At 64.4% G+C, this 24,227-nt stretch carries 23 protein-coding genes and 1 tRNA gene; 7 read left to right on the top strand and 17 right to left on the bottom strand.

Annotated features, from left to right (window positions below; all coding sequences use genetic code 11):
• Positions 1–179: 179 nt before the first annotated feature.
• Positions 180–1,433 carry an ABC transporter substrate-binding protein gene (locus ACVJGD_RS04055; RefSeq protein ID WP_456633150.1) on the bottom strand — a complete coding sequence of 418 codons (1,254 nt, stop codon included), beginning with the start codon at positions 1,431–1,433 and terminating at the stop codon, positions 180–182.
• 560 nt (positions 1,434–1,993) lie between these two features.
• Here ACVJGD_RS04055 and ACVJGD_RS04050 point away from each other — a divergent pair.
• A tRNA-Gln gene (locus tag ACVJGD_RS04050) sits at positions 1,994–2,067 on the top strand.
• Between the two features lie 104 nt (positions 2,068–2,171).
• Here the strand turns inward: ACVJGD_RS04050 and ACVJGD_RS04045 are convergent.
• The 15 genes from ACVJGD_RS04045 to ACVJGD_RS03975 all read right to left on the bottom strand — a co-directional run bounded on the left by ACVJGD_RS04045 (position 2,172) and on the right by ACVJGD_RS03975 (position 16,564).
• Positions 2,172–2,666 carry a hypothetical protein gene (locus ACVJGD_RS04045; protein WP_456633149.1) on the bottom strand — a complete coding sequence of 165 codons (495 nt, stop codon included), beginning with the start codon at positions 2,664–2,666 and terminating at the stop codon, positions 2,172–2,174.
• 14 nt (positions 2,667–2,680) lie between these two features.
• Positions 2,681–3,217 (bottom strand): YbjN domain-containing protein, encoded by a 537-nt coding sequence (locus ACVJGD_RS04040; protein WP_456633148.1) that lies wholly within the window; start codon positions 3,215–3,217, stop codon positions 2,681–2,683.
• Positions 3,218–3,382: 165 nt separating this feature from the next.
• Entirely contained in the window at positions 3,383–4,402 is a 1,020-nt protein-coding gene (locus tag ACVJGD_RS04035) for a peptidylprolyl isomerase (RefSeq protein WP_456640159.1), read from the bottom strand.
• Between the two features lie 53 nt (positions 4,403–4,455).
• Positions 4,456–5,049: a hypothetical protein gene (locus tag ACVJGD_RS04030; RefSeq protein ID WP_456640158.1), complete on the bottom strand. Its 594-nt coding sequence runs from the start codon at positions 5,047–5,049 to the stop codon at positions 4,456–4,458.
• 8 nt (positions 5,050–5,057) lie between these two features.
• Complete coding sequence (locus ACVJGD_RS04025; protein WP_456633147.1) at positions 5,058–6,932, bottom strand: putative porin; 1,875 nt, start codon at positions 6,930–6,932, stop codon at positions 5,058–5,060.
• Between the two features lie 46 nt (positions 6,933–6,978).
• Positions 6,979–7,716 carry a TonB C-terminal domain-containing protein gene (locus ACVJGD_RS04020; protein ID WP_456633146.1) on the bottom strand — a complete coding sequence of 246 codons (738 nt, stop codon included), beginning with the start codon at positions 7,714–7,716 and terminating at the stop codon, positions 6,979–6,981.
• A complete protein-coding gene (locus ACVJGD_RS04015; protein ID WP_456633145.1) occupies positions 7,713–8,045 on the bottom strand; it encodes a hypothetical protein in 333 nt (110 codons plus the stop codon). Before ACVJGD_RS04015 ends, ACVJGD_RS04020 begins: the two co-directional genes overlap by 4 nt.
• A 167-nt stretch (positions 8,046–8,212) precedes the next feature.
• A complete protein-coding gene (locus tag ACVJGD_RS04010) occupies positions 8,213–8,617 on the bottom strand; it encodes an ExbD/TolR family protein (RefSeq protein WP_456633144.1) in 405 nt (134 codons plus the stop codon).
• A 5-nt stretch (positions 8,618–8,622) separates the two neighbouring features.
• Positions 8,623–10,659, bottom strand: coding sequence for a DUF2341 domain-containing protein (locus tag ACVJGD_RS04005; RefSeq protein WP_456633143.1), 2,037 nt, complete (start codon positions 10,657–10,659; stop codon positions 8,623–8,625).
• Entirely contained in the window at positions 10,659–12,386 is a 1,728-nt protein-coding gene (locus ACVJGD_RS04000) for a ShlB/FhaC/HecB family hemolysin secretion/activation protein (protein WP_456633142.1), read from the bottom strand. The genes ACVJGD_RS04005 and ACVJGD_RS04000 overlap by 1 nt, the downstream gene beginning before the upstream one ends.
• A 173-nt stretch (positions 12,387–12,559) precedes the next feature.
• On the bottom strand, positions 12,560–13,006 hold the full coding sequence (locus ACVJGD_RS03995; protein ID WP_456633141.1) for a hypothetical protein: 447 nt from the start codon (positions 13,004–13,006) through the stop codon (positions 12,560–12,562).
• Between the two features lie 10 nt (positions 13,007–13,016).
• The gene (locus ACVJGD_RS03990) at positions 13,017–13,775 is read right to left on the bottom strand and encodes a S1 family peptidase (protein WP_456633140.1); all 759 of its coding nucleotides are present in this window, start codon (positions 13,773–13,775) and stop codon (positions 13,017–13,019) included.
• Between the two features lie 93 nt (positions 13,776–13,868).
• Positions 13,869–14,867, bottom strand: a complete 999-nt coding sequence (locus ACVJGD_RS03985) for a FecR family protein (protein WP_456633139.1) — start codon at positions 14,865–14,867, stop codon at positions 13,869–13,871.
• Positions 14,868–15,133: 266 nt separating this feature from the next.
• A complete protein-coding gene (locus ACVJGD_RS03980; protein WP_456633138.1) occupies positions 15,134–15,685 on the bottom strand; it encodes an RNA polymerase sigma factor in 552 nt (183 codons plus the stop codon).
• Positions 15,686–15,964: 279 nt separating this feature from the next.
• Positions 15,965–16,564 carry an STN domain-containing protein gene (locus ACVJGD_RS03975; protein ID WP_456633137.1) on the bottom strand — a complete coding sequence of 200 codons (600 nt, stop codon included), beginning with the start codon at positions 16,562–16,564 and terminating at the stop codon, positions 15,965–15,967.
• Positions 16,565–17,137: 573 nt separating this feature from the next.
• On the opposite strand from ACVJGD_RS03975, the gene ACVJGD_RS03970 reads away from it, so the two are divergent.
• The 5 genes from ACVJGD_RS03970 (at position 17,138) to ACVJGD_RS03950 (ending at position 21,121) form a co-directional block, all read left to right on the top strand.
• Positions 17,138–17,608 carry a DUF2231 domain-containing protein gene (locus ACVJGD_RS03970; RefSeq protein ID WP_456633136.1) on the top strand — a complete coding sequence of 157 codons (471 nt, stop codon included), beginning with the start codon at positions 17,138–17,140 and terminating at the stop codon, positions 17,606–17,608.
• 50 nt (positions 17,609–17,658) lie between these two features.
• Entirely contained in the window at positions 17,659–18,972 is a 1,314-nt protein-coding gene (locus tag ACVJGD_RS03965; RefSeq protein ID WP_456640157.1) for a PQQ-dependent sugar dehydrogenase, read from the top strand.
• Positions 18,973–19,287: 315 nt separating this feature from the next.
• The gene (locus ACVJGD_RS03960) at positions 19,288–19,719 is read left to right on the top strand and encodes a cupin domain-containing protein (protein WP_456633135.1); all 432 of its coding nucleotides are present in this window, start codon (positions 19,288–19,290) and stop codon (positions 19,717–19,719) included.
• Between the two features lie 144 nt (positions 19,720–19,863).
• A complete protein-coding gene (locus ACVJGD_RS03955; RefSeq protein ID WP_456633134.1) occupies positions 19,864–20,784 on the top strand; it encodes an RNA polymerase factor sigma-32 in 921 nt (306 codons plus the stop codon).
• Between the two features lie 61 nt (positions 20,785–20,845).
• On the top strand, positions 20,846–21,121 hold the full coding sequence (locus ACVJGD_RS03950; protein ID WP_456633133.1) for a DUF2158 domain-containing protein: 276 nt from the start codon (positions 20,846–20,848) through the stop codon (positions 21,119–21,121).
• Between the two features lie 31 nt (positions 21,122–21,152).
• On the opposite strand, the gene ACVJGD_RS03945 is transcribed toward ACVJGD_RS03950, so the two are convergent.
• Positions 21,153–22,334, bottom strand: coding sequence for an MFS transporter (locus tag ACVJGD_RS03945; RefSeq protein ID WP_456633132.1), 1,182 nt, complete (start codon positions 22,332–22,334; stop codon positions 21,153–21,155).
• Positions 22,335–22,437: 103 nt separating this feature from the next.
• Between ACVJGD_RS03945 and ACVJGD_RS03940 the strand changes: the two genes are divergently transcribed.
• Entirely contained in the window at positions 22,438–23,397 is a 960-nt protein-coding gene (locus tag ACVJGD_RS03940) for a LysR family transcriptional regulator (protein WP_456633131.1), read from the top strand.
• Positions 23,398–24,227: the final 830 nt, after the last annotated feature.

The following is a 24,227-nucleotide window of genomic DNA, read 5'->3' as shown; positions in this document are numbered from 1 at the left end:
TCATTTAGCCGCTAGCCCTCGGACCACCTCTCCCATCGGGAGAGGTCGATTTGCTCCTGGCGATGCGAAGCATCGTCCAGTGCAAATCGGGTGAGGGGTTACGCTCTATCGAGAGACCTGATCCCCTCACCCGCGCCTTCGGCGCGACCTCTCCCTCTGGGAGAGGCGAATACCCTCAATCACCAGCCCTTGTAGGGCATGATCGGCGCTTTCTCGGCGCTCGCCTTCGGCCAGACCGAGACGTAGTTCTCGCCGTCCTGGAGCTGGATGATGAGGCCGGACGCCAGGATGTTCTGGCCCTTGTCGTCGAACTTGACGCCCTTGTAGCCCATCATGATCTGATCGGGCTTGAGGTCTGTCGCCTTCAACGCGGCCTGGATCCTGGCCGGTTCGGTCGAGCCGGCGCGGTCGATCGCCTCGCACAGCACGAACAGCGCCTGCATCTGGCGCGCAGTGGTGTCGTCCATCTCGTCGCCGCTCTTGTCCTTGTACATCTTGGCGATGATCGCGGTCGGCGAGCCCGCGGGCCCGACGCTCCAGGACGAGCGGTTGAACGCTCCTTGCGAGAGCTTGCCGGCCGACTTGATGAAGGATGGATCGGAATAGCCGGAGTCGTCGGCCAGCAGCATCGGCGGCTTGTAGTCGAGAGCCTGCATGGTCTTGGAAAACAGGATCGCATCCGACGTGTAGGAGATCATGATGACGACGTCGGGTTTCTTCTCCCTGAGCTGCAGCACCTGACTCTGCACGTCCGTCGCGTTGCTGGCGTAGGCGACATCGAGGGCGATGGGGATGCCCTTCTCCTTGAACACCGTGGCGATCGTGGTGGCGACGGAGGCACCATATTCGGTGTTGTCGTGGACGATCGCGATATTGTCGGTCTTGGCGCCGGCGGCCTTCATGTCGGTGAGGAATTCGTAATAGACCCGCGCGAAATCGGTCGCGATCGGCGTGACGCGGAAGAACCATTTGAAGCCGCGCTCGGTGAGGTTCTGCGCCACCGATTCGCCGTTGACGAAGGGGATGCTGTATTTCTCGGCGATCGCGCTCGCGGTCAGCGTGATGCCGGACTGATAGGCGCCGGTCAGCGCCACCACCTTCTCTTCCGTGATCAGCCGCAGCGCCTGGTTCTGCCCGGCCGCAGGACTGCCCTGGTTATCGGCGTAGACGATCTCGACCTTGGCGCCGCCGAGGCCCGCAAGACCGCCATTCTTGGCAAGCGGGAGGCCGCCGAGCTCGGGATGGGGATTGTTGATGATGTCGAGCGCGACATCGAACGCGTGCTTGACGTGAACGCCGATGGTCGCGGCATTGCCGCTCATCGGGAATATTCCGCCGATCTTGACGGTCTTGCTTTGGGCGGCAGCGTTGCCCGCCAGCGCGACCGACATGACGGCAGCCGAAAACAGCCCGATGACATGTGAAAATCTCATCTCCGAACGTCTCCAATATCCCTTGCCCGGTGCCGGGCTTTTTATGCATGGGAGACCCAAGAGCCGTTGCAGCCCCCGCTCCCCCTGCTTTCTTGGTACACCACCATCGCATGGTGCCCTGACCTCGGCAAGCCAAGCAGACCGCGAGTGCGCATGCGCATCACGCAACCGATCGCACCTACCGCTGCTTCAACGTTAGGCAGTTCAGCACTGCACGCGCGGCGTGCGCATTCGAGGGTGAAATGGCGCATCACTGCGCGCGTCGCCGCGCAAGGTGTGAGGGAGCGTTGTCCTTATGTGCCTATAAGGCTGACGCTGATGACCACGGTCGTCTCTCACCTGCGAGCAAAGAACCGGGACGCGTCGAAAGCCAACCGCTGCTCCGACGCCCTATCCTCCATCGCCCGCATTTTGCCCGGAAACACCCGCCATACCTGCTTGCCAAGGCCCTGACCGAACAGTAGAAGGACCTCGCAGCGAAGCGGTGATCTGCCGTGATCCCGCCCGCCGCCAATTGCCCCGGCCATAGACTTAAACTATTGATGCCGTTGAGCAATTTTTGGGGAATGGTGTAACGGTAGCACAACAGACTCTGACTCTGTTTGTCTTGGTTCGAATCCAGGTTCCCCAGCCAGATCAAATAATCCCACCAACAGCTTGATCCGAAATCGGCTTTTCGCCGACCGTCGAGTGCCACTTGGACCATGTAACTGGCCAACCAGCGGCTCGCCGCCTCCTTCAATCCTCCACGGGCGTCTTCGGACGCAAGGAGAGTCGCATGCGCAGCGGCTGCGGCATATCGAGCGGTGTGCTGCCGACGCCATCCCCGATCAGAAGTGCGGACAGGTCATGCGAGGCGTCATCGTCAAGGCCCTCCAGCTCGATGCGCTGGACTTTGCCGTCGGGCATCACCCACACGCGCACGACGATCGGCGGCGGCGCCGCCCCGGTATCGGATACACGCCTTGCGATTGCGTCATGGAAGCGGAGCGCCGGCGTAGAGTCCGACGCCAGCCGCTCCTGCAATCGAAGCTGCAGGCGCTTGGCGAAGTCTTGCCAGGCCGCCGGCGCCTGGGCCGCGTTCAGCCTGCCATCGACGTCGGGCGCGGCCTTGGCCGCGGTTGGCTTGGCCCCGAGCAAGACGGCTAGCGCGCCCAACGCCGCGCCGAGCCCGCGCGCGGCGCGTCGTCGCCAGGAGAAGCGGCCTGCGCCGGTATGGATCGCGGCCTTCATCCGCATGTGCGCGACTACTGCACCGTGTGCGGCGCATCGGTGTCGGCGACGCGATCGCGATCCTTAGTCGGCGTCTGCAAGGCGGCGCTCGCCCCTAGCGCATCCGGCGCCTTGGCCTTGGCCAGATTGGCCAGTTCCTCGCGCAGATAGCTCACGAGCTGCTGCACCAAATGGTCCCAGATTTCGATCTGGGCCCGCAGATTGTTCTGCGTCACGCCGCCCGCCACCGAGACATCGAGCGACAGCGCGAGGAACGGCGGGCTGAGTTGCAGGCGCGCAAAGCGGCGGGTCGCATTCCAGCGGTTGACCACCTCGAGCGGCAGCTCGCCCTGCACCTGCAACACGGCGATGAGGGCGACATCGATGAAGCTCTGCTCCTCGCCGGCGATCCGATTTCCCGGACGGACGTCGAACGCCAGCCCGTTGGTCGCGGAGCGCAGATAGGAAGTGTTGGCGACCGGATCGGTCAGGGTCTCGACGCGATAGCCGGCGAGCTGCAACAGATCGCGCAGGCTGTCGAGCGTCAGTTTGGTGATCGTGGCTTCGGACACTGGAAAACTCCGTAACAGGCTTGAGGGTGATCAGATCGTCAAATGGCAGCGGAATGCACGGCGCCGCGATAGCCGCACATCGCGAGCAGCGTCCGAAGCCCACCTGCGGTCAGCATCGGTTGCGGGGCCGGGTCGGCGATGGGCGGCACGGTGGGCATCGCCAGGCTACCTCGCCGCCGGCGCCGGGCCGCCGATCAGTCCCGACAGCGCGAGCTCGTTGATGATGGGCGGATTCTGCTTGAGAAGTTCGGCGAGGTAGGCGCGCCGCAGGGCGGCCGCGCGCTCGCTGCGCATCTGCTGGGTCAGCACGTCGCGCACCTCCGGCAAGGTTCTCGTGTAGGAGGCCTTGGTATCGAGCAGCTTGATGATGTGCCAGCCGTCGTCGAGCTTGATCGGTTCGGCGATCGCGTTCTTGGCGAGCGCCATCACCTGGGCGCGGATCTCCGGCCGGATCTGGCTTTCCGCCACCCAGCCGAGCGCGCCGCCGTTCTTGGCGTCGTTCTTAGCGTCGTTCTTGGCGTCGCTGGTCTCATTGGCGAGCGCGGCGAAGTCGGCGCCAGGGGCCTTCAGCTTGCGCTGGAGCTCCTCGACCGTCTTCTTCGCCTTGTCCTCGGCCGCCTTGTCGGCGTCCTTGGCCGCCGCGACGAAAATCTGGGCGAGCTCGAACTGCCGCGGCATCAGGAACGAGGCCCGGTTGGCATCATAGACCTTCTGCAATTCGTCCTCGCTCGGGAAGCTGGCCGGAGGCGTCGAGACCGTCTGCAGGTACAATTCGACGACCGCGCTCTCGCGCACCCGGTCGAGCTGTTCGGCGATGGTCGGCTGCTGATCCCACTTCTTCGCCGCGACCTCCTGCAGCACCAGGCGGTTGGCCAGCATCAAGCGCACCGCCTGGCTCAGCAGATTCGGATCCTGCCCGAACGCGGCCCGCTCGCGCGGCCCGAGCGCAGCGACATAGGCCCGGATCTGGTCGGCCGAGATGTTGGTGCTGCCGACCCGGGCGATCACGTCTTCACTGGGGCCGGACTTGGCGGTGGCCGCCGCGCCTTGCGTCGTCGCCGCGGCCGCCGGTGCGGGTGCCGCCGGCTTCGGCTTGGCGACCGCCTGCACCGGACGCGGCGGCGCCGCCGGCGCGGCCGTCTGGGCGGATGCGGCGAGCGGCAGGCCGGCGAGCACTGTCGCCATCATCGCCACACGGCATGATCGCGTCAGGATGGCACCGCGGAGAGGAGAGAGGTTCATGGTACTGCCTTCTGGTCGAGGATCCTGTCGCCGCTGTCCTGGATCCGGTTCTGGATTTCCACCCGGCGCAGCCCCAGCATCGGCTCCTGCGCGACGATGGTGTCGCCGATCGTGACGCTCTTGTACTGCTTCAGGAGTTCGCGGCCGGCCTTCAGCATCTGCTCGTTCTTGGCGACGCAGCCTTTGGTCGAGGCCTTGTAGGCGTTGGCCTCGCCCTCGAACCTGGCGCGCGCGGCGTCCTTGTCGCGCGCGACCGTGGCGGCCTCCTCATAGGCCGCCTTCCATTTCTCCAGCGTCTCGTCGCGTTCGGAAAGCCGCTTGTTGAACTCGTCGACCGCCTCGCGATGCTGCTTCTCGACCTGGCGGACCTGCGCCTTGGCGGCGTCGACCTGGGCCTTGGCCGCGGCCTTGTCGCGCTCGGCGTCCGCCAGCTTGGCCTGCAGCGCCGTGCGCTGGTCCTCCAATTGCCGGGTCTGCAGGGTGGCGCTGCGCAGGGCTTCGCGCAGCCGGTCGGTCTCGGCATCGGCGCGGGCGGGTTCGAGGTGCGAACACAGCACAACAGTCGCCAGGGTGAAGGTGAGAATGCGCATCGTCATGATCAGAACTTCGCGTTGAGGTCGACCATCAGGACATCGACCGCGTAGGGCGAGCCGGCGATATTGTTGGCGCTGAGCCAGCGCATCGTCGCCCACACGTTCTCGCTGAGGCCGACATTGCCGCCGAGGAAGTAGCCCTTGAGGTTGGTGCCGCCGAGCCCGAAATCGGAATCGGCGAAGGCATCGAGCGTCGCGTCCGACTCCAGATATTTGTAGCCGACATGCACGTTCCAGTCGGCGAAATGCTTGATCTCCCGGTTGCCGACGGTGACGCGCGCCATCCAGCCGATGTCGCCGCCGTTGAAGGGGCCGACCGACCCATCCGCGGTGCCGGCGCGGTTGTTGAGGGCGACGCCGGGGACGTTGGGCAGAGCCCCAGGCCCGGTGCCGGCGACCGTCAGCGCGCGATTGAAGGCCGAGTTCCAAACAAACTCGCCATCGAGCACGATGTGGAACGGATGGAATTCGCCGAGGTCGAGCGAGGCGCTCGCGACCACCGGCCGGAATTTCTGCACCAGCCCAAAGTACTGAAACTGATTGATCGTTCCGAAGTTGTTGTAGGTGTCCGAGACGATGTTGCGCAACGCCGCATAGGTGTTGCCCTTCTGCGCGAAGAGTGGGCGCGTCAGGTCAGAACTGCAATTGTCCGAGGCGTTGAACACGAAACATGGCGCAGAAGCCTGTCCCTGAACGTTCTCGAAATCGTAATAGGCCACGCCGAAGCGGAACTCGGAAACCGGGTCGAACCGTGCGGCGAAACCGGCCTGAGCGCCGAACAACCATTTGTCGTGGCTCGGAAGCTTTGCTCCACCATCGACGGAAAGCGCGTTGGTGCCCACGTTGAAGTCGGTATTGTAGATCGGAAACGCACCCAAGACGCCGAACGCGGTGATATCAGGAATCACCTCCTGCTTGGCCTGCACGGCGAAGCCGTCGAAGCCGAGTTCGCGGTACCAGACCAGATCGGTCGGCGACCAGAACGGATTGTCGAACCGCCCAACCGACGCCGCGAGATCCTGGTTCGGGAGCTGATACTTCAGGAAGCCCCGATCGAGCCAGATCGAATATTTGGAGAAGTTGGAGCCGCTGCCGCCCAGCGTCTGGTTGGTCGAGACCGGCGAGTTGCTCTCGCCGGTCGCGATCCTGAGACCGGCCGAGAAGCCGTTGGTGAGATCGGCGTCCATGCCGAGGCGGGCGCGCAGCCGCACCTGGTTACGATTCTGATAGGTGTTGTACGTCGGGAATTGGTTGATGTTGTCGTCGGACACGTTGTAAGGCGCGCCTGAATTGACTGCGTTGAAGTTGTACAACGCCGGATCGTTGCCGGTCGGGAAGAAGCTGCCGTGATAGCGGGCGCGCACGTCGCCGTAGAAGCGGATGCGCTGCGCCCATTCCGGATACTTGCCGGGCGAGGCCCAATTCTCCTTCTCGGCCTTCGCCATCACCTCCTTCTTGATGTCCTCGCGCAGTTGCCGCTTCACGATCTCCGGCACGTAGGTGACGTGCTTGGTGCCGGGCGGATTGGCCGCCGCCGCGGCCGCGGTCGCCGCCTTGGCGGCGTCATCCGCCTTGGCTGAGGCGTCCTTCGCGGCCTGCCGCGACACATAGGTTTCGTCCTCGGCCTGCTTGATCAGCGCCTGCGCCTCATCCTCGCTGAGCAGCTTGCGCTTCACCATCAGGTTGAGCAGGTTGACCGTGGCATTCGGCGAGGTCGGCTTGGCATCCGACACTTTCGGCCGCTTGGACTCCGCCTTCTTCTCAGGCGCGCCGGCCTCGTCCGCGGGCTGGCCAAGTGCTGGCGCCGCGCAGGACAGCGCAGCCAGCGAGACAGCGAGCAGCAGCGCGCGCCGGCGTGCACCTGGATTGATCTCAAACATGTTGTCCCCAGTCCTCTTCAGTCCGTTGTGTTTGATCAGAGTCGCGTTAGCTCGGCCGACGCGCGGTCACGCGCGTCACCATCGGCATCGGCATGTCCTTCGGCGGCGGTTCGCGCAGCGTCAGACCGCCGAGAATGTCGTTGCGTATCAGTGCGTCGAGTTCGGCATCGCCGGTCGATGGCACTAGCTGAACACGGTTGATGCGGCCGGTGCTGTCGGCCCACAGGCGGATTTGCACCTCCATGACCGCCCTGCGCGTCCTGTTGTTGGCGCGCAGCGCGGATTCGATCTGCGCCTGCACCATCGAGGCGTACCAGCCCCAGCGGCTGCCACCGCCGCCCCCACCCCCGTAAGGATTGCCGCCCGGCTTGCCGCCGAGATTGAAGAGATCGCCGGGTCCCGTCGCCTTCGCGTCAAGCGAGAGTGGCCCCGGCGGCTCTTCGTTCTTGGCGTCCTTGACCGGCTCGTCCTGCGGCTTCTCGATCGGCTTTTCTTCCTTGAACTCGGGCTCGGCCATCTTCGGCTGCTCGATCATCTTCTGCTCGGGCGGCGGAGGTGGCGGAGGCGGCGGCGGCGGTGGCGTGATGTTGACGATCGTGATCTCGCGGACCTGTCGTGGCGGCGGCAGATCGTCGCCACCGAACAACCAGTAGCCCACCCCGCCGAACAGCAAGGCGATCACCGCAAGCGCCGCGCCGTAGCGCATCCCGGGGCTGCGGAACACGGAGCGCTGACGAGCCGACGGCCCGTCCGGGAGATTCCAATCGTCCCGAGGCTTGCTCACGACACGACCTCGACCTGCCGCAGGCCACGATCGCGCTCGACGAAATACTGAAAGACGAATTCGACAATCCTTGCGAACTCCTTCGTCTCCAGCGTCAGCGTCAGGACGGGCGTGGCATCTATCTTCAGATGAAAGGTCTCGTCTTCGGCGTTGAATTCGACATAGGCATCGCGATCGATCGACAGGCGCGCCCGGCGGCCGCGCGATATCGTCGCCAGGAACGGATCATCCTCCAGCTCTCCGGCCGTGACGCGGCCGCGGAGTTCGTTCGCCAGATTGACGAGAAGCGCTTCGCCCCGGATGGGAAAAGGCAGAACGACAGAACTCACGCACTCCCCTCCCTTCACAGCCCCGGAAGCAGGACTATCGAGAGCCGGCCCGACCAGCCGCAGCCGGACGAGCGCTCGCAGCAGCGCATCGAGCGCTCGTTCATAGGCGCGTTTGCGCCGAACGGGCGTCTGCGGGAATGGCGTTGGCAGCGGGATCGACGAGCGCATCACTTCACGAGCGGCTTGGTGGCGAGTCCGACCTGGGTGAGGCCGATGCGGCCGAGCAGGTCGAGCACGTCCATCACGCTTTGGTACTGGGCCTGGGCGTCGCCGCGCAGCACCACGGGAAACTCCGGCGTCAGCGCCTTCTGCTGCACCAGCCGCTGCTCGAGCTCGGGCAGCGTCACCGGAATGGTGTCGAGGAAGATCTTGCCGTCGTTGGCGACGGTGATCGCCTTGGTGGTCTGGGTCGCCAGCGACGGCGCCGCCGAGGCCTTCGGCAAATTGACCTTCTGGCCCTGCACCGTCGCCGTGGTCATGATGATGAAGATCACCAGCAGCACGTAGGCGAGGTCCAACATCGGGGTGATGTTGATGTCGTCATACGGCTTGGAGTCGCTCTGGACCTGCATGACCGTTACTCCGCGGCCATGCGGTGCTCGATCGGATCCGGCCGGTCAGCGGAATAGAACTCCGCCATCTTGGTCACGAACTCGTCGACGAAGACCTGGATGTCAGAGGTCAGATCCTTGATCTTGGAGATCAGGTAGTTGTAGCCGAACAGCGCCGGGATCGCGACGCCGAGGCCGGCCACAGTGGCGACCAGCGCCGCCGCGATGCCGGGCGCGATCGCATTGACGTTGACGTCGCCGGAGGCCGCGATCGCCGCAAAGGTGATCATGACGCCGACTACGGTGCCGAGCAGGCCGAGGAACGGACCGCCGGAGATCGCGATCGTCAGGATCACCATCAGCCGGTTCAGCCGCTGGATCTCCTTGACCACGCCGCCGTCGAGCGCGGCGCGGATCGCCGCGATCGAGGCGCCGGACAGCACCGGCGCGGCGCCGCCGCGGAAGCGGTGGCGGATCTCCTCGGCGCCGATGTGGTAGATGCGGTAGAGCGAGGAGGCCTTCATCGCCTTAGCCTCCGCCGCCGACAGCCGCCCGCCGAGGCTGGCGACGTCGGCGTCCTCGCCGCGGTCGAGCATCGTGAGGTCGTCGGCGACCGCGCGGAAGTGCGTCATGAACACCGCGTTGGCCTTGGCCTGGCGGTTCAGATAGGAGGCGCGGTCGACCATCACGACCCAGCTCAAGGCCGCCATGATCACGAGCAGGCCGATCACCACCCAGCCGTCGAGCGTCACCGACTTCAGGATCACCGCGAAGTAGCCCGACAGCCAGCTTCCGGTTTCCTCATCGACGCTGAAGGCGATCAGCTTGGCCTGGTCGGGGCCCTGCCCGATCGCGGCGAATTTGATGAAGCCGGCCGGCCGCGCGAGCTTCGATATCTGCAGTTCGTCGACGTCGCCGGCAAAGCCGGCCAGCGCCGGGACCGCGACGGGCGTCGGCGCAGCAGCAGCGGCGGCCGCATCGTCGGCGGCGGGGGCCGCGGTGCCGTCCGCAGCCGGCGCAGCAGGGGACTGCGCGGCTGCGGACGGGGCGGCCTGGGCGATCGGAGCTGCACTGGAGGTTGCAGCCGTGCCACCTCCGATCAGGGCCACCGTGTTCAGCGCCGGCAACGAAGCGGCGACCGACGCATAGGGATTGCCGTCGAGCATCAAGGTGACCTGGCCGTTGCTCGCGACCACGGCCAGGTGATGCCAGGTGCCCGGCGCCACCGCCGCGCCGGCGCCGCTGCGCTGGACCGTGCCGGCATCCGTCACCTCGACGAACGGCGCGCCATTGTCCAGACCGATCACGAGCGCATTGCCGGTCGCACCATCGCGGCGGCTGTAGAGCGCCGCATTCGGCTGCGCGGCCGCCGGCCGGATCCAGGCCGACCAGGTGAACGCGCTACCGGCGGCTAGCGTCAGCGACGGCGACGCCGGAAGCGTCACCGGGTTTTGGCCGGTCAGCCGGACGCCATTGCCAATGATCGCGCCTTCGGCGGGCTGGCCGACGCTCTGGGCGTTGTTGCTCCAGACCGAGGAATCCAGCGACGGCGTGCCGCGCTCGTTGAAGTGATAGACGAGCAGCGTATCGGGATCGTAGGTCGCCTTGGCGTCAGCGGCGGCCACCGCCTTCTTGTTGCCGTAGTAGAGCCAGATCTCGGCCTTGGCCCCCGGCTGCAGGTTGGGCACCGAAACCCACACCAATGCCTCGCTCAGAAGCGAGTCGTATTTTTCGACGTGGTACTTCAGCGGCGTCTTGTCGTCGCCGGCGACAAACCGCAGGTCGGCGCCGTCGTCCTTGGCGGCGGCAAAGCGGAAGTTGCCGGTGTGCAGCCGCACCAACACCGGCGTGGTGCCGACCGGGTCGGTGATGTTGGCCCCCGTGGCGCTGGCATCGATCGTGATCTTCTTGCGCAGTTGCCATTCATCGTTCCACCAGGCGTTCGCCGGCGAGACGACAGCCAGCGCCGCGACCACGGCCAGCAGCAGCATCGCCGCCGCATTCGCGGCCGCGCGCGTCACACCGCGGTGCACCGCCCGCATCTTGTCCCATCCCATTGTCATCAGAATTCACCCCAGATCCGAACGTTGAAGCGCGGATCGCCCGCGCGGGTATAGGTTTGGCTGATCATCGGCATCGACAGCGCGAACAGGCCGTTGAAGCTGTTGAACACCCGAAAGCGCGTGCCGACGCCGTAGCTCCACAGATCGAACGTCGACTGCTGTTCCGGCAGCGGCCGCTGGATGCTGACATGCGCGGCGTCGGCAAAGGCGAACAGGCGCCAGTCGTTGAAGGTGACAAAGCGCGGCGCGCCCTGGCCGGTCTCGTCCTTCATCTCCTTCTGCAGCATCTCGCCGAGATTCGGGCTGCGGAGCTCGACATTGCCGATCACGCCGTCATCGCCGAGCACTTCGGATTCCAGATAGCCGCGCACGGTGTCGAGCCCGCCGGCGCTGAGCTGCTCGCTCGACACCAGGGGGCCGTCGGCGACCTGCGCCTGCACCTTGCCCCAGAGCTGGAAATTCTCCGGCAGCTCCTGGGTGTGCGCCACGTCGACGTTGAAATGCGTGAAGCTCGGCGAGGCGTAGTAGCGCTTGGCGTCGAACTCGGTCCAGTCGCTGCCGAACGGACGCAGGCTGTAGGTCAGCCCGGCGTTGAACTGGGTGATGAAGGTCTCGTGCTGGAACGTGGCGCCGTAGCTGGCGACCACCGGATAATAGGTCACCGGCGAAGCGAAGCTGTCGGTGCCGAGCCCCACGGTCTGGTCGAAGTGCTTGTAGTCCACCCCCACCGACAGCGTCTGGAAGAAATTCTCCCGGCCCGGCAGCGTCATCACCGCGCGGCCGCCGACGATCTCGCCGGGGCCGACGATGTTGGTGCCGCCGACGGTGGCGACGTTGCTGCTCGACTTCACGGCGTAGACCAAGAGGCTGAGCCAGTCGAGATCGGGAATCCGCGCCAGATACGAGCCGGAGAACACCTCGGCATCCTCCGGCCGCTGCGGCGCCACCTGATAGGTGAAGCTGAAGGAATGCCCGAGCTGCCACAGATTGTCGTAGTGCACGGTGGCGCTGAGGCGGGTCGGCGTGGTGTTCGGCGAGTTGCGGTTGTTGACCTCGACCGTGCCGTGCAGCGGCGGCTTGTCCTCGACATTGAGATCGACGTCGACGGTGCCCGGGGTGACCCCGGCGCGCAGCGCCGGGGTCACCCGCCGGTCGGGCCACTGGTTGAGCGCGACGATGTCCTTGGTGACGTCGTTGAAGTTCGGCACCGTGCCTTCTTTCAGCGATTTGGCCTTGTCCTTGATCTGGTCGAGATCGAAGTAGCGCGAGTTCTTGACCCGCAGCCGCCCGACCTTCATCTCCGTGACCTTGAGGATGACCACCCCGCGCAGCGCATTCTGCGTCGGCACCGAGACGCTGACGGTCTGATAGCCCTTGTCGCGATAGGCCTTCTCGAGCGCGGCCCGCGCCTTCTCGACGTCGTCGGCGCTCTTGTTCGGGCCGAGGAACGGGTAGATCGCCTCCTCGATCTCGATCTGCGGCAGCTTGTCGGCGCCCTGCACCGCGAAGTCGTCGATGTCGAAGCGTTGCACCGGCGCGGCGCTCTGCGGCTGCGGCGCAGTTGCAGTCGCAGCGGACGCATTCGCGCCTTGCGGCGCGGCGGCTGCCTCCCCCCACGCCAGCGCGCAGAGACCGCCGACGATCACCGACACGACAGGCCTCAGGCCGAGCAACACCGTTCGGGCGGACGCAAGCCCGCCGCGCTTGTAGCCGATCTCAGATTGCACGGGTGCTCGCTCGTCTCCTGGGGCACGCGCATGACGGCACGGCGGAATGCCGCGTTCATGGTGCCTCACTTCAACAGACGATCGAGCCGGAACGAGACTGAATCGAAGTCTTAAGAAATTTTTGCGTACGCCCCGCGATTCGCGGAGCGCCTGCGATCCTGCAGATCGCGCGGCTATTTCAGATTCAGCAAGAGGCGCAGGCGCAGGGGCTGCAGCATTTCCGGTGGCGGTGCCTCCCCGACATTGCCCCGCGTGAGGATCTTCCGCAGATCGGCGTCGGCCTGTGCATTGTTGAGCGGGGGGAACGTCACCTTTTCAACCGTGCCGTCGGGATTCAGCCACGCGCGCACCTCGAGCATCTGCGGCGGCCCGTCCTCTTTTCCCCGGTGCTCGCGAAGATAGGCCCGGAAACGATTTCCGACCTCGTCATCCGCTCCCATCCAGTCTTCAAAGCGATACCTGACCAGCTTCGCGAACTGGGTCCAATGCGGCGGCGCCTTGCCTGCCTCGCGATACTCTTGCGACCGCGCCGATGTGGAAACCAGCGCCGGCGAAAACATCGCGACGATAGCCGTCGCCGCCACCCAACCGGCTATCTTGGACAAACTCATCTGCCACATGCGTCTCGCCTCAATTCTGCAAACACGTGACCCGCGCCGAAATCGAGGCCGCCCGGCTGCCCCGCGACGTGGCGGCGACGATCTGGGATCGATCGTCGATCGCGACACGAACGCCGTTGGCGGCGAGGAAACTCTTGGCGTCCCCTGCCCCGACCGCGACCACGCGGCTCGATCCGGTCCTGCGGCTTATGATCCCCTGCACCAGGCCACGACTGTCCAGCACGGGCGCGCCGCTGGCGCCGAAGGTGACATCCGTATCAATCATCAGCGCACCCGACTGGCTGCCTGGGCCGCCAGCGACGGTCGCGTTTGCAAGCAGACCGCGGTTTGTCGCCAGCTTGTCGTAAGCGGAGGCAAATACCATGTCGTTGGTGTTCACGCCGACCGTGCTCGGGAAAACCGCCGCCAGCCCCAGGGTCTTCGTCACCTTGATCAGCGCGAGATCCGTGCCGGGCGACAAGGCCACGAGCTGCGCCGCCAGGGCCCGGCCTTCCTTGGCGACAATGAGCCGCGAGCAATCTTCCGCCGCGTGACGGGCGGTCAACATATGGCCCTTGTCGTCGACAAAGAATCCGGTGCCGCTCTTCTGGCGGCTAGGCACCGCAGGCTCCTGCGTGCGCGCCAGCGGCGAAGCCTCAGACCACTGCTGATGCGGCGCGAGTTGCCCAACCGCCCAGCCGATATCATGAGCCTCGGCGCGCCAGCCTGCCGACGTCGTCAGCCACAGCAATCCGAAACCGACCGCAACGCCTTGGATGACGGTGGCCAACCTGCGACACCGGTGCACGCCCTCCGCATGTCGCGGCCTGATCATTGAGTCCTCGTTGTCTTGCAGTTCGTCCAGCAGAGCCTGTTCAAGACGCTAGCTCAGCAACACGATGCCGCCCGGCAGGGACCGCGCCGTGGCGCCGAACAGGCCGTGGGCCTGAGCGATGAAGTCGTCCAGGTGATCGAGATGGAACGTGCCCGAAATCATGCGGCGCCCAAGCTGCTCGTCCATGACGACAATCCTGCCCGGCCGGTAGCGGTTGATCTCTTCGACCAGCCGGCCGACCGGCCAGTCGCGGACGATCAGAAGCCCCTTTTGCCAGGCGTTCGCCTGCTCCAGATCCGCCTGCGCTGCGCGCCCCAGCCCTGTCTCCGCCGAATAGGATATCTGCTGCTCCCCCGAAATCGCGACGCGCTGTCCTTTCCATTCGACTTCGACATCGCCTTCAATACACGACACCGAGACGGTACGATCGAGACATCGCACGTTGAAACTGGCACGACGCGTCGTAACACGGCCTCCGGCGGCATCAATGACAAGTGGTACGGGCGCGTCGCGCTCGGCCTGCACGGCAGCCTCGCCCGAAATCAGTTCGATGCGCGGCGCCCCCTGCTCGGATCGTACAGCGATGCTCGTCTGGGTGTTGAGCGTCAGCGAGACGTTGTCAGACAAGGCGATGTTGCGCCGCTCGCCCTTGGCGGTCCGATAGTCCGCCGACAGTTCTTCGAACGACGGCCATAGCCCCATCGGCGGACGAACGACCACGTATCCGGCGGCCACGGATGCGGCGGCAGCCATCGCGCCCCCGATCAGCGCCCGGCGACTGAGTCTGTCGCGCGCGAGAGGCGGCCTCCAGCGTTCGACATTCACAAGCTCTTCGCTCGCGAGCTTGCGTGTCGCCTCGCCGAAACTGCGCCACAGCCGCACGGCATCACGGAAGGCAGCCTCGTGTTCAGCGCTGCGCTGCCGCCAAAGTGCCAAAGCGGCAGCATCGTCCGATGTCGCCGAGCCCGAGTGCAGGCGAATAACCCACGCAAGCGCCTGCCGCAGCAGCGGGTCCAGCTCGGAAGGAATATCGTCGCCTGCGGTCAAGGCCAGTCGCTCTTTGTTGTCTCTCCCGCCGAATGACTCCGGCGTAGTCGAAGATGCCGCGCCCTCTTGCTCTATAGACGATTGACGCAAAGGAAGACTGAATCGAAAATGCAAGCTATCCGCACTTTCAAGCTGCTTGTCGCTATAGAAAGTGCATCTTCCAAAATTTTTCTTGAAGATTCCCCGCCCCGTGCGAGCACCGGGCGTGTGCGTCGGGAAAATCATTCCAGACGGCCTGACAAACACATCCTCGGCCGAGACGCAAGCTACTCGCTGGATTTCGCCTTTGGACGCGGCCCGAGGCGCCGGAGAACGTTGCGGCCGAGCCGGCGGCTGAGATGCTCCATGGCATGCTGCAGGTCGAAATCGACGGTGCGCACATTGATGCCAAACCGAGCGGCGATCTCGCGATGGGGGAGATGATCAAGATGGGCTGCGACAAATACATCGCGCCGGCGGGCGGGCAATTCTGCGAGCGCCTTCTGAAACTCCGTCAGTTCGATCCGCGCCTCCGTCACCATCGCCGGATCCGGACGGTCGTCGGGGATGTCCATGATGTCAGCGATTTCCGCAGAGTTCAGCAAGTGCCGATCGCTTTTGCGCCGATCCTTGGCGACGTTCAGCGCGGTGCGAAAGAGATAGTCGACCGGGCTATGGATAGGCACCGCATCCGACACGCGATCGACCCGCAGAAACGCTTCGTGCAGTGCCTCGCGCGCGAAATCCGAGGAGCCAAGGCAACGCGTCAGACGTTTGGCCAAACCCTCGTAATCGGCTGCGACTGTCTCTCGCAGAGATTTACTGTTGGAATCAGACACTTACCAGCCCCGCACCCCCACGTCCTGCATTGTCGCAGACCATGGTCAGTCCCAGTATTTTCCCTATCGACCGAGGATGACACTCGCGTGACGGATCATAGTCACTCGCAAGCTGGTCGGCGATCGCGACAATCCAACCACAGGCGCGAGAATATTGAGGTACCGCGGCCATTGCCGGAATCCATGGCAACGGCTGCACGCCCCGAGAATCGTTTGATCGCCGCAGCACCGAGTAACGCGGCGCCGGAGCTCGCGGCAACCCTTTATAGTATTTGTTGCCTAGAGCGCATGGATCGAGATCATGAAGCGGATCGGGAGCGGCATGTTGGGCGGCGCCTGCTGGCTCAACACCAGGCCGCGCAACGCCTCGGTGATCGAACTATCCCGATCAACGTCGCCTGTCGATCCGTCAAGCTCGGCCCTATCAACGATTCGCGAGGACGGCGTCACCCATAGTTTGACCGCGACCCGATATTCGCCCCGCCTATTCCGCCCGCCCTTCTTCAGTGCCTTCTGGATGTCCGATTGCATAAGGCCGATATACTCACCCAGATTGCGATCGGAAGCATCGCTCGCGCCGCGAACACGCAGCGTTCCAAGCGTTATGTCCGCGGAGACCGGAGGATAGATGGGCGGCTCGTCCGGGTCCGGCGTGGACGCCGGTGCGAGTGTCACAGCGTTGGATCGGCTGTAGCGAATCCTCAGGTCGGTATCGGCCAAGAGCATCAGCAACGCCGCCTGCGGCGTGAACTCGCCGCTGACCGGCTGCGAACGGAAACCGGCGGCCGAGGTCGTCTCGAACATCACCTGAACGCCGGCCTGCTGGCTGTACGCCTGCAGGGCGTCGATCAGCGGCTGCGCCGGGATGTCAAACGTCATGAGGCCGATCGGCGACGTCCGCTCGTTTCCGGATGCGACGGTAACCCCCACCAAAATCACAAGTACCGCCGCGATCTTCGCCAACGGCCAGACGCCGAGGCGGGGCAAGCGCGTCCTCTGCCGGACTTGCCCGCGGGACGAAGCGATTTGGCCAACACGTACCATCACTGACAACTGAGCCGTCTCGTCGGCTGCTTCCTTGCGAGGGCCTTCGATTTCGCGCAGCGGTCCCGGAGGTCGCGCCATCCCTCGGCCCTCAGATCGTACCTTCCTATGTCAACCATATGACAGATCGACCTGATGGCGTCACCTGCCTGACCTTGGCACGTCCGTCGAATGCGGGAGGCGACCGGATACGCTTCGCGGGCCGAGCGCAGCGCAACCTCTGCAAGGTCACATAGGATTTACCGTCAGTTTCGAACGCGTGCTTTTGAAAGCGCCGCGCACTTTCCCATCTGCACCTATGGAAGCCACGAAGCGCTCCAACACATCGAACAGATCGAAAGTTGCCTCGCAAAGCAGGCGTCGGCAAAGCGTTGCCGCGCACGCGCATATTATCGTCAGGATCGAAGCATGACGCAGATCGCGGTGGCCTACAGCAGTTCCACAGTCGAAACCGAAGCAGCACCGGTGATTGTTTCCCGCCGCCACGCCATTCATCAAATGCTGGTGCCGTTTTCGGTCGCCTACTTGATCGGCGCCTTCCTCACCGACCTCGCCTATTGGCGAACCGCGCTCGTGATGTGGGAGAGATTTTCGGTCTGGCTGATTGCCGCCGGCCTCGTGATCGCGGCGCTTGCGGCCATCGCTGCCGTGATCGACCTCCTGAGTGGCCGGCAGAGGCCGGCCTGGTTTCGTGCACTCACCTATGTTGTCGCGATCGTGCTCTCGGTCGTGAACGTCCTCGTTCACAGCCGCGACGGTTATACCGCCGTCGTGCCGACCGGCCTCGTGCTCTCGGGGCTCGTCACGATCCTCCTGCTCTTCCTGTTGGCGGGAGGCTGGAACTTGACCTATAGCGAAGGCATGGGAGCAGCCCAATGACCCGCTTGCACGATCTTGGACGTGCGGCGAAGCTGCCGCGCCTTGCCACGATGGCTGTCGTTGCCGCCGCTACCTTGAGTCTTGCGGCCTGTGACGACGTTGGCGGTAGCCCTGCAAGGCAGATCGGCGCCCATCCGTACTTGCCGGAGCTGCAGCAATATCTGTTGCCGCCGATCAGGATCGCGCGGCCGGTGCCGTGGGGCGGCGAAACGCCGAAGGTGGCGGAAGGATTGCAGATCCATGCACTGGCCACGGGGTTCGTGCATCCGCGATCGCTTTACGTGCTGCCGAACGGCGACGTGCTGGTGGTCGAAAGCAATGGCCCGAAGGCCCCGGTGTTCCGGCCCAAGGATCTTATCACTGGCTGGGTGCAATGGTTCGCCGGCGCCAAGGCGCAGGATGCAAATCGCATCACGCTGCTGCGCGACACCGATGGCGACGGCATTCCCGACATGCGCACCGTCTTCCTTGACCACCTCAACTCGCCATTTGGCGTTGCGCTGGTCGGCCATGATCTCTACGTCGCAAATACGGATGCGATCGTCCGTTATCCCTACCAGGACGGACAAACCAGCATCACCGCAACAGGCACCAAGCTGACCGATCTTCCAGGTGGACCAATCGATCATCACTGGACCAAGACGTTGCTGGCGAGCCCCGATGGCACAAAGCTCTATGTCGGTGTGGGCTCGAACAGCAACATCACCGAAAATGGCATCCAGGCCGAGTATGAGAGAGCCGCGATCTGGGAGATCGACCGCGCGAGCGGCGCCCATCGCATCTTCGCCAGCGGCGTGCGCAATCCCACCGGGCTGCAATGGGAGCCGGAGACCGGCAAGCTCTGGGCCATCGCCAACGAACGGGATGAGATCGGCCCCGATCTCGTGCCCGACTACCTGACCTCGGTGCAGGACGGCGGCTTCTATGGCTGGCCTTACAGCTACTACGGCCGGCATCTCGACCCACGCGTCGAGCCGCAACGCCCCGATCTCGTCGCCAAGGCGATCGCGCCGGATTATGCCCTGAGTTCGCATGTGGCGCCGCTCGGCCTCGCCATGTACACGGGCAACAACCTTCCAGCGCAATACCATGGAGGCGCGTTCGTCGCCGAGCATGGAAGCTGGAATCGAACCCCGCTCAACGGCTACAAGGTAGTGTTCGTGCCGTTTAGCAATGGCAAGCCATCCGGTGCTGCGCAGGACGTGGTCACGGGATTCCTCAATGCGGATGACCGTGCGCGCGGCAGGCCGGTCGGCCTCGCGATCGATCGAGCGGGTGCACTGCTGATCGCCGACGATGTTGGAAACACGGTTTGGCGGGTGTCCGCTACGAGCCCGCCCGCTCAACCCAAGCCAGCTACTTAAGTGCTAGAGGAGCCCAAGGAGCGTGGCAGAGCCGGGTGTCGTTCGTATCGCGACGCCCGGCTCAGCCATCATTTCGGGTTACGCGCCTTTTCGGATTCGCACGGCGCCTTCCTCAATCGAACGTTACTCTTTACGACTGCAAGATAGCAGCAGCGTGAGCTCGCTTGCCTGTGAGCTCAGCAAGCTCACCGATTTGCGAGACCGCAGCGTCCCTCAATCGGACGTGAACTGATTAAACGCCTGTTTAGTGGCTCTGCCGACCACGCCGGTCCTACGTTCAGCGGGCAGCCAACTCGCAACGTGAGCGTGATCGCCATGAGCAACTCAGTCCACGTCGTCAGCCCCGATCGCTTCGACCTCGGGACAAGCCAAACTCCGGGTTCCGAACGTCGTGCCGCGATCGATCCCGCGCTTGGTATCTCCTCAGCCATCTGGGGCGGGCTTTTCGAGGTCAAGCCCGGAGCACGAACCGGTATCCATCATCATGGCGCGCAGGAAACGATCGCATTCGTCCTTTCCGGCGCCTGCGAGATCCGCTGGGGTGTGAGAGGAGAATTCGTTGCCTACGCAAAGGCTGGCGATTTCATCCACGTTCCGGCCTTCCTGCCGCACATGGAAAGCAATCTCTCGAACGACCAGCCGTTCCGCTGGGTCGTCGCGCGCAGCACGCCAACGCCACTCGTTGTCAATCTTCCGGACGCGGTCTGGCCCGACGCAGACACCCTGCGGCCGACCGACGTGATCTGAAATGTGCGTTTCAGCAAAAACCGTCGCTCTCGAAAGACCGCGGCAGCGCCTGCCCCTAATGATTGTAGTGCCTCGGCACAGCTCGAGCCCCGATCGGCACTCGACGCAAATACGTCGAGCGCAATAACTGACGGAACCTTTACGATGGAACAATACTGCCTATTGGACGCGGAACAGGAACAACAGTTTGCACGCCGTTGGCATGAATTCGGCGATCAGGCCGCGCTGCATGCTCTCGTCAAGAGTCACCTCAGGCTTGCGGCAAAAGTAGCGCGGCATTACCGCGGATATGGCCTCCCCCTCCCTGATATCATCGCCGAAGCCAATGTCGGCCTGGTCGTTGCCGCACAACGATTCGAGCCGAACCGCGGCTCACGTTTTTCGACTTATGCATTATGGTGGATCAAGGCCAGTATTCACGAATACATCCTGCGCTCCTGGTCGCTGGTCAAGATCGGAACGACTGCCGCGCAGAAGAAGCTGTTCTTTCGCCTCAGGAGCGAAATCAGAAAGGTCTCGAACAATCAGACCTCGCTCACGCCGGAGATTGCCAATGTGGTCGCCGAGCACTTGGGCGTCACCCCCGCCGATGTGATCGAGATGGATGGTCGGCTGCGCGGCGACTTCTCCCTGAACAAGCCGATGGACGACGATGGACAAACGGCGGAATGGGAGACCATGCTGGTCGACGATTCCCCGGATGCCGAAGTGATGCTGGCGGAGCGGGATGAAACCAGCCAGCAGACGAGCGCGCTCTCGGCTGCCCTGGAGGTGCTGACACCGCGTGAGCGGCAGGTCTTCGAGGCACGGCGTCTCACCGACAATCCGCCCACGCTCGCAGAGCTCGCCAACCGGATGGACATTTCGCCGGAGCGCGTGCGGCAAATCGAGAACCACGCCTTTGAAAAAGTGAAACGCGCAGCCGTCGGCTATCTGAGGACCGATCGATCGGCGTCCGATTCCGCGACGAGCGTGCCGCTCACCAAGCGCGACCGAGCGTATCGCCTGCAAAGGAACGAGTCGGCCATGGAGGGAGTGCGCGCGGAATACCAGATGCAGATCTAGTGACGCGCTGAGGATCTCACCTCATCGTCTCTGAAGACACGGAGGCTCTGATATGCTCCCAATGGCGAAGCGCTTCGCGATCGGCGCCGGGTTGATCCTGTCACTCAACGCACCGTTCTTCACTCAGGCATCTGCAGCCTCCGCTTCGCAGGGCATCTCGACCACCGGACCTGCGACGCCCCAACTGCGCCCCGGCGATCTTGTTCGCCTGCGTTCGGGTGGATCATTGATGACGGTCGACACGGTCAAGGACGATCAGGTCGATTGCTTCTGGACCGACGGCAGTGGCCAGACCAACAACGCGACCTTCCCCGTCCAGGTCCTCCGAAAGTTCTGACCGGAGACATCTTGCTATTCCAGCCATCGCGCTACTCCGCCGGACATGTCGCTGCCCGAGCCCGCGGCCGGTCGAGGCGCAGGCTCCACAGCGCCAGGGCAAGACCGACCGAGGTGATCGCCGCCGCAACCAGCGGCAGCGCGGTGAGACCGAGGCCATGATCGATGGTGATGCCGCCGGCCCAGGCGCCGAACGCATTGCCGAGATTGAAGGCGGCAATGTTGAGGCTCGACGCAAGCGTTCGCCCGGTTTCGCCCGCGGTCTCGAGCACCCGGAGCTGCAGCGGCGCCACGGTGGCGAACGCCGCGATGCCTAGCAGGCCGACCAGCACAATGGTCATGGCCTTCAGCGGAAGCACAGCGGCCATTGCAACCAGCACGACCGCGAGCGCCGCCAGCGTTCCGATCAGCGCGCGCGGCAGGCCTCGATCGGCCAGCCGTCCGCCGGCGACATTGCCGATCGAGAGCCCGAGCCCGAACACCAGAAGGATCGGCGACACCGCCGCGTCGGAAAATCCGGTGACGCGGGTGAGGATCGGCTGGATATAGGTGAAGACCGTGAACAGCCCGGCAAAGCCGAGCACCGTCATGGCCAGGCAAAGCTGGACCTGCGGACGGGCCAGCACCGCCAGTTCGTCGCGGATCTTCACCGCGTTGCCGTCCTCCCCGACGTTATCAGGCACGAACAGCGCCACGACGGCAAGGGCGGCGATGCCGATCGCGGTGACCGCCCAGAACGCCGCGCGCCATCCGAGCGACAGCCCGATCCAGGCGCCGAACGGCACGCCGAGAATGGTTGCAACCGTGAGGCCGACGAACATCGTCGCGATCGCGGACGCGCGCTTGTCCTCGGCGACGAGGCTTGTCGCGACCACCGAGCCGACGCCGAAGAACGTGCCATGTGCCAGCGAGGTCAGGACCCGCGCGGCCATCAGCAGCCCATAGCTCGGCGCCAGCGCGCAGGCGGCATTGCCAAGCGTGAAGATGGCCATCAGCCCCAGCAGCACGGCCTTGCGCGGCATCCGCCGCGTCGCCAGCGTCAGGATCGGCGCGCCGACGAACACGCCAAACGCATAGCCGGAGATGAGCAGGCCTGCCGCCGATACCGACACCTGCATGTCGGCCGCGACCTGCAGCAGAAGGCCCATGATGACGAATTCAGTGGTGCCGATACCGAAGGCACCGGCGGTGAGCGCAAGGACAGCGATGGGCAAGGACATGGCTCCGGACTGGAAGGACGGCATGTGCGCAAATAGCGTCGTGGCTTTACGAGAATTAGAGGGCGACAAGTCCAATCATTTGTGACACCAATTCAACATGGTTCGATCAGACACCAACCGCTCCGGCGAAATGGAAGTGTTCGTCCGCGTCGTCGATCGCGCGGGCTTTACCGCCGCGGCGCGGAGCCTGCGGCTCACGCCCTCGGGCGTCAGCAAGCTGGTGTCGCGGATGGAGGCCCGCCTCGGCGCCAGGCTGATCAACCGCTCCACCCGCAAGCTGCAGCTCACGCCGGAGGGCGAAGCCTTCTATCAGCGGGCAACCCGGATCCTCGCCGAGATCCAGGAAGCCGAACACGAAGCAGCCGCCGGCGCGACGCCGCGAGGCCATCTCACCGTCAACAGCAACATCCCGTTCGGCACGTTGCATGTCCTTCCTTTGGCGCCGCGCTTCCTCGCCGAGCATCCCGGGATCACGCTCGATATCGTGCTCACCGACACGGTGATCGACCTGATGCAGGAGCGCGCGGACGTTGCGATCCGGGTCGGGCCGCTGCAGGTGTCGCGGCTGATCGCGCGCAAGCTCGCAACCAGCCGCATGGTCGTCGTGGCCTCGCCGGATTACCTCGCGCGCCATGGCATGCCGAAGACACCGGCCGAACTCGCCGATCACCGCGGCATCGGCTGGACCTTTCCACGCACGATCCGCGGCTGGCCGTTCCGCAAGGGCGAGCGGATTGAAGAGGTGCTGCCGCCGCCGATCGTCCGCGCCAGCGACGGCGAAGCCGTCCGCCGGCTCGCTTTGGGCGGCGCCGGATTGGCACGGCTCGCTTTATTCCATATCGGTCCGGACATTGAGGCCGGACGATTGGTGCCGGTGCTTCAAGCGCTCAATCCCGGCGACCGTGAAGATATTCACGCGGTCTATGTCGGCCACCCCGGTCCCCTTCCCGCCCGCGTGCGCGCCTTCATCGATTTTCTGTCAAAGCACATCCGCCTCGATGACCCCGCACTCAAGCGCACAGCGGACGGCAAGTGGAAGCTGGCGAAGAAATCGTAGGGGGATTAGCGTCCCACGCTCCATTAAATCAGCGAGCGCAGGCGAATAGCGCAATCCGCCGTTCAGCGCGCCTCAACCTCCGCTGTCATTCCGGGGCGCGCGAAGCGCGAGCCCGGAATCCATCGGGCCCAGGCGCGAGCGGAGAAATGGATTCCGGGCTCGATGCTGTCGCATCGCCCCGGAATGACAGCGTGTGTTGTGGCGCGAGCTATGCAAAAAGTGCCCGTCGGGCAAATCACCAAAAGTCTGTCCAGCCCTTCCGCAAAAAACATTCCGCTTCCGTCGTCGGGCAAATCAGTGATTTAACTCCGCGCGTCTCACCCGAATGAGGGGCGGGTCGCGATCGTCACGAACGTTGCGGTGAGATGCGGTGGACGCGATGCGTGCGACTGACGAGCGCAGGTATCACGGACGGCGAAGTCGTGTGGTTCTGGCGCCCCGACGCTGGCGCTAAGCTTCTAACGAAGTGACGGTGGCAAGAAAGCCCGGTCACCGGGAAGAGCACGAAGTAAACCGTAAAGCCACTGCGCAGGGAAAGCCGGAGTTGCTTCGGTTGACCTGTGGTCCTACCCCCGTGCTTTTTGTTGCACGGGGCCCACGGGTGCAACCGGCACCCGGCTTTCCCTGCGCCCTCTGCTATCGAGGAGGGTGGAGATGACGCAAACCTCGGGCAGCACATGCCGCGAGAATGCAGACTCACGTCCTCTCACTATACTCCACCGTCATGCCCGCGAAGGCGGGCATCCAGTATCCCGCGGCATCTGAACGTAAGCACTGCCGCCTCTGGAATACTAGATCGTCCGCCTTCGCGGACGATGACAGCGGGTAGC

Source organism: Bradyrhizobium sp. USDA 10063 (assembly GCF_054063735.1).
This window is presented reverse-complemented; position numbering and strand designations above follow the sequence as displayed.

Excerpts from the sequence above, each read along its gene's own strand:
- ACVJGD_RS04055 (WP_456633150.1), bottom strand. The coding sequence starts at position 1,433 with ATGAGATTTTCACATGTCATCGGGCTGTTTTCGGCTGCCGTCATGTCG.
- ACVJGD_RS04045 (WP_456633149.1), bottom strand. The coding sequence starts at position 2,666 with ATGAAGGCCGCGATCCATACCGGCGCAGGCCGCTTCTCCTGGCGACGA.
- ACVJGD_RS04035 (WP_456640159.1), bottom strand. The coding sequence starts at position 4,402 with ATGGCGACAGTGCTCGCCGGCCTGCCGCTCGCCGCATCCGCCCAGACG.
- ACVJGD_RS04030 (WP_456640158.1), bottom strand. The coding sequence starts at position 5,049 with ATGCGCATTCTCACCTTCACCCTGGCGACTGTTGTGCTGTGTTCGCAC.
- ACVJGD_RS04025 (WP_456633147.1), bottom strand. The coding sequence starts at position 6,932 with ATGTTTGAGATCAATCCAGGTGCACGCCGGCGCGCGCTGCTGCTCGCT.
- ACVJGD_RS04010 (WP_456633144.1), bottom strand. The coding sequence starts at position 8,617 with ATGCAGGTCCAGAGCGACTCCAAGCCGTATGACGACATCAACATCACC.
- ACVJGD_RS04005 (WP_456633143.1), bottom strand. The coding sequence starts at position 10,659 with ATGACAATGGGATGGGACAAGATGCGGGCGGTGCACCGCGGTGTGACG.
- ACVJGD_RS03995 (WP_456633141.1), bottom strand. The coding sequence starts at position 13,006 with ATGTGGCAGATGAGTTTGTCCAAGATAGCCGGTTGGGTGGCGGCGACG.
- ACVJGD_RS03975 (WP_456633137.1), bottom strand. The coding sequence starts at position 16,564 with ATGACGTTTGACATCCCGGCGCAGCCGCTGATCGACGCCCTGCAGGCG.
- ACVJGD_RS03970 (WP_456633136.1), top strand. The coding sequence starts at position 17,138 with ATGACGCAGATCGCGGTGGCCTACAGCAGTTCCACAGTCGAAACCGAA.
- ACVJGD_RS03965 (WP_456640157.1), top strand. The coding sequence starts at position 17,659 with ATGGCTGTCGTTGCCGCCGCTACCTTGAGTCTTGCGGCCTGTGACGAC.
- ACVJGD_RS03960 (WP_456633135.1), top strand. The coding sequence starts at position 19,288 with ATGAGCAACTCAGTCCACGTCGTCAGCCCCGATCGCTTCGACCTCGGG.
- ACVJGD_RS03955 (WP_456633134.1), top strand. The coding sequence starts at position 19,864 with ATGGAACAATACTGCCTATTGGACGCGGAACAGGAACAACAGTTTGCA.
- ACVJGD_RS03950 (WP_456633133.1), top strand. The coding sequence starts at position 20,846 with ATGGCGAAGCGCTTCGCGATCGGCGCCGGGTTGATCCTGTCACTCAAC.
- ACVJGD_RS03940 (WP_456633131.1), top strand. The coding sequence starts at position 22,438 with ATGGTTCGATCAGACACCAACCGCTCCGGCGAAATGGAAGTGTTCGTC.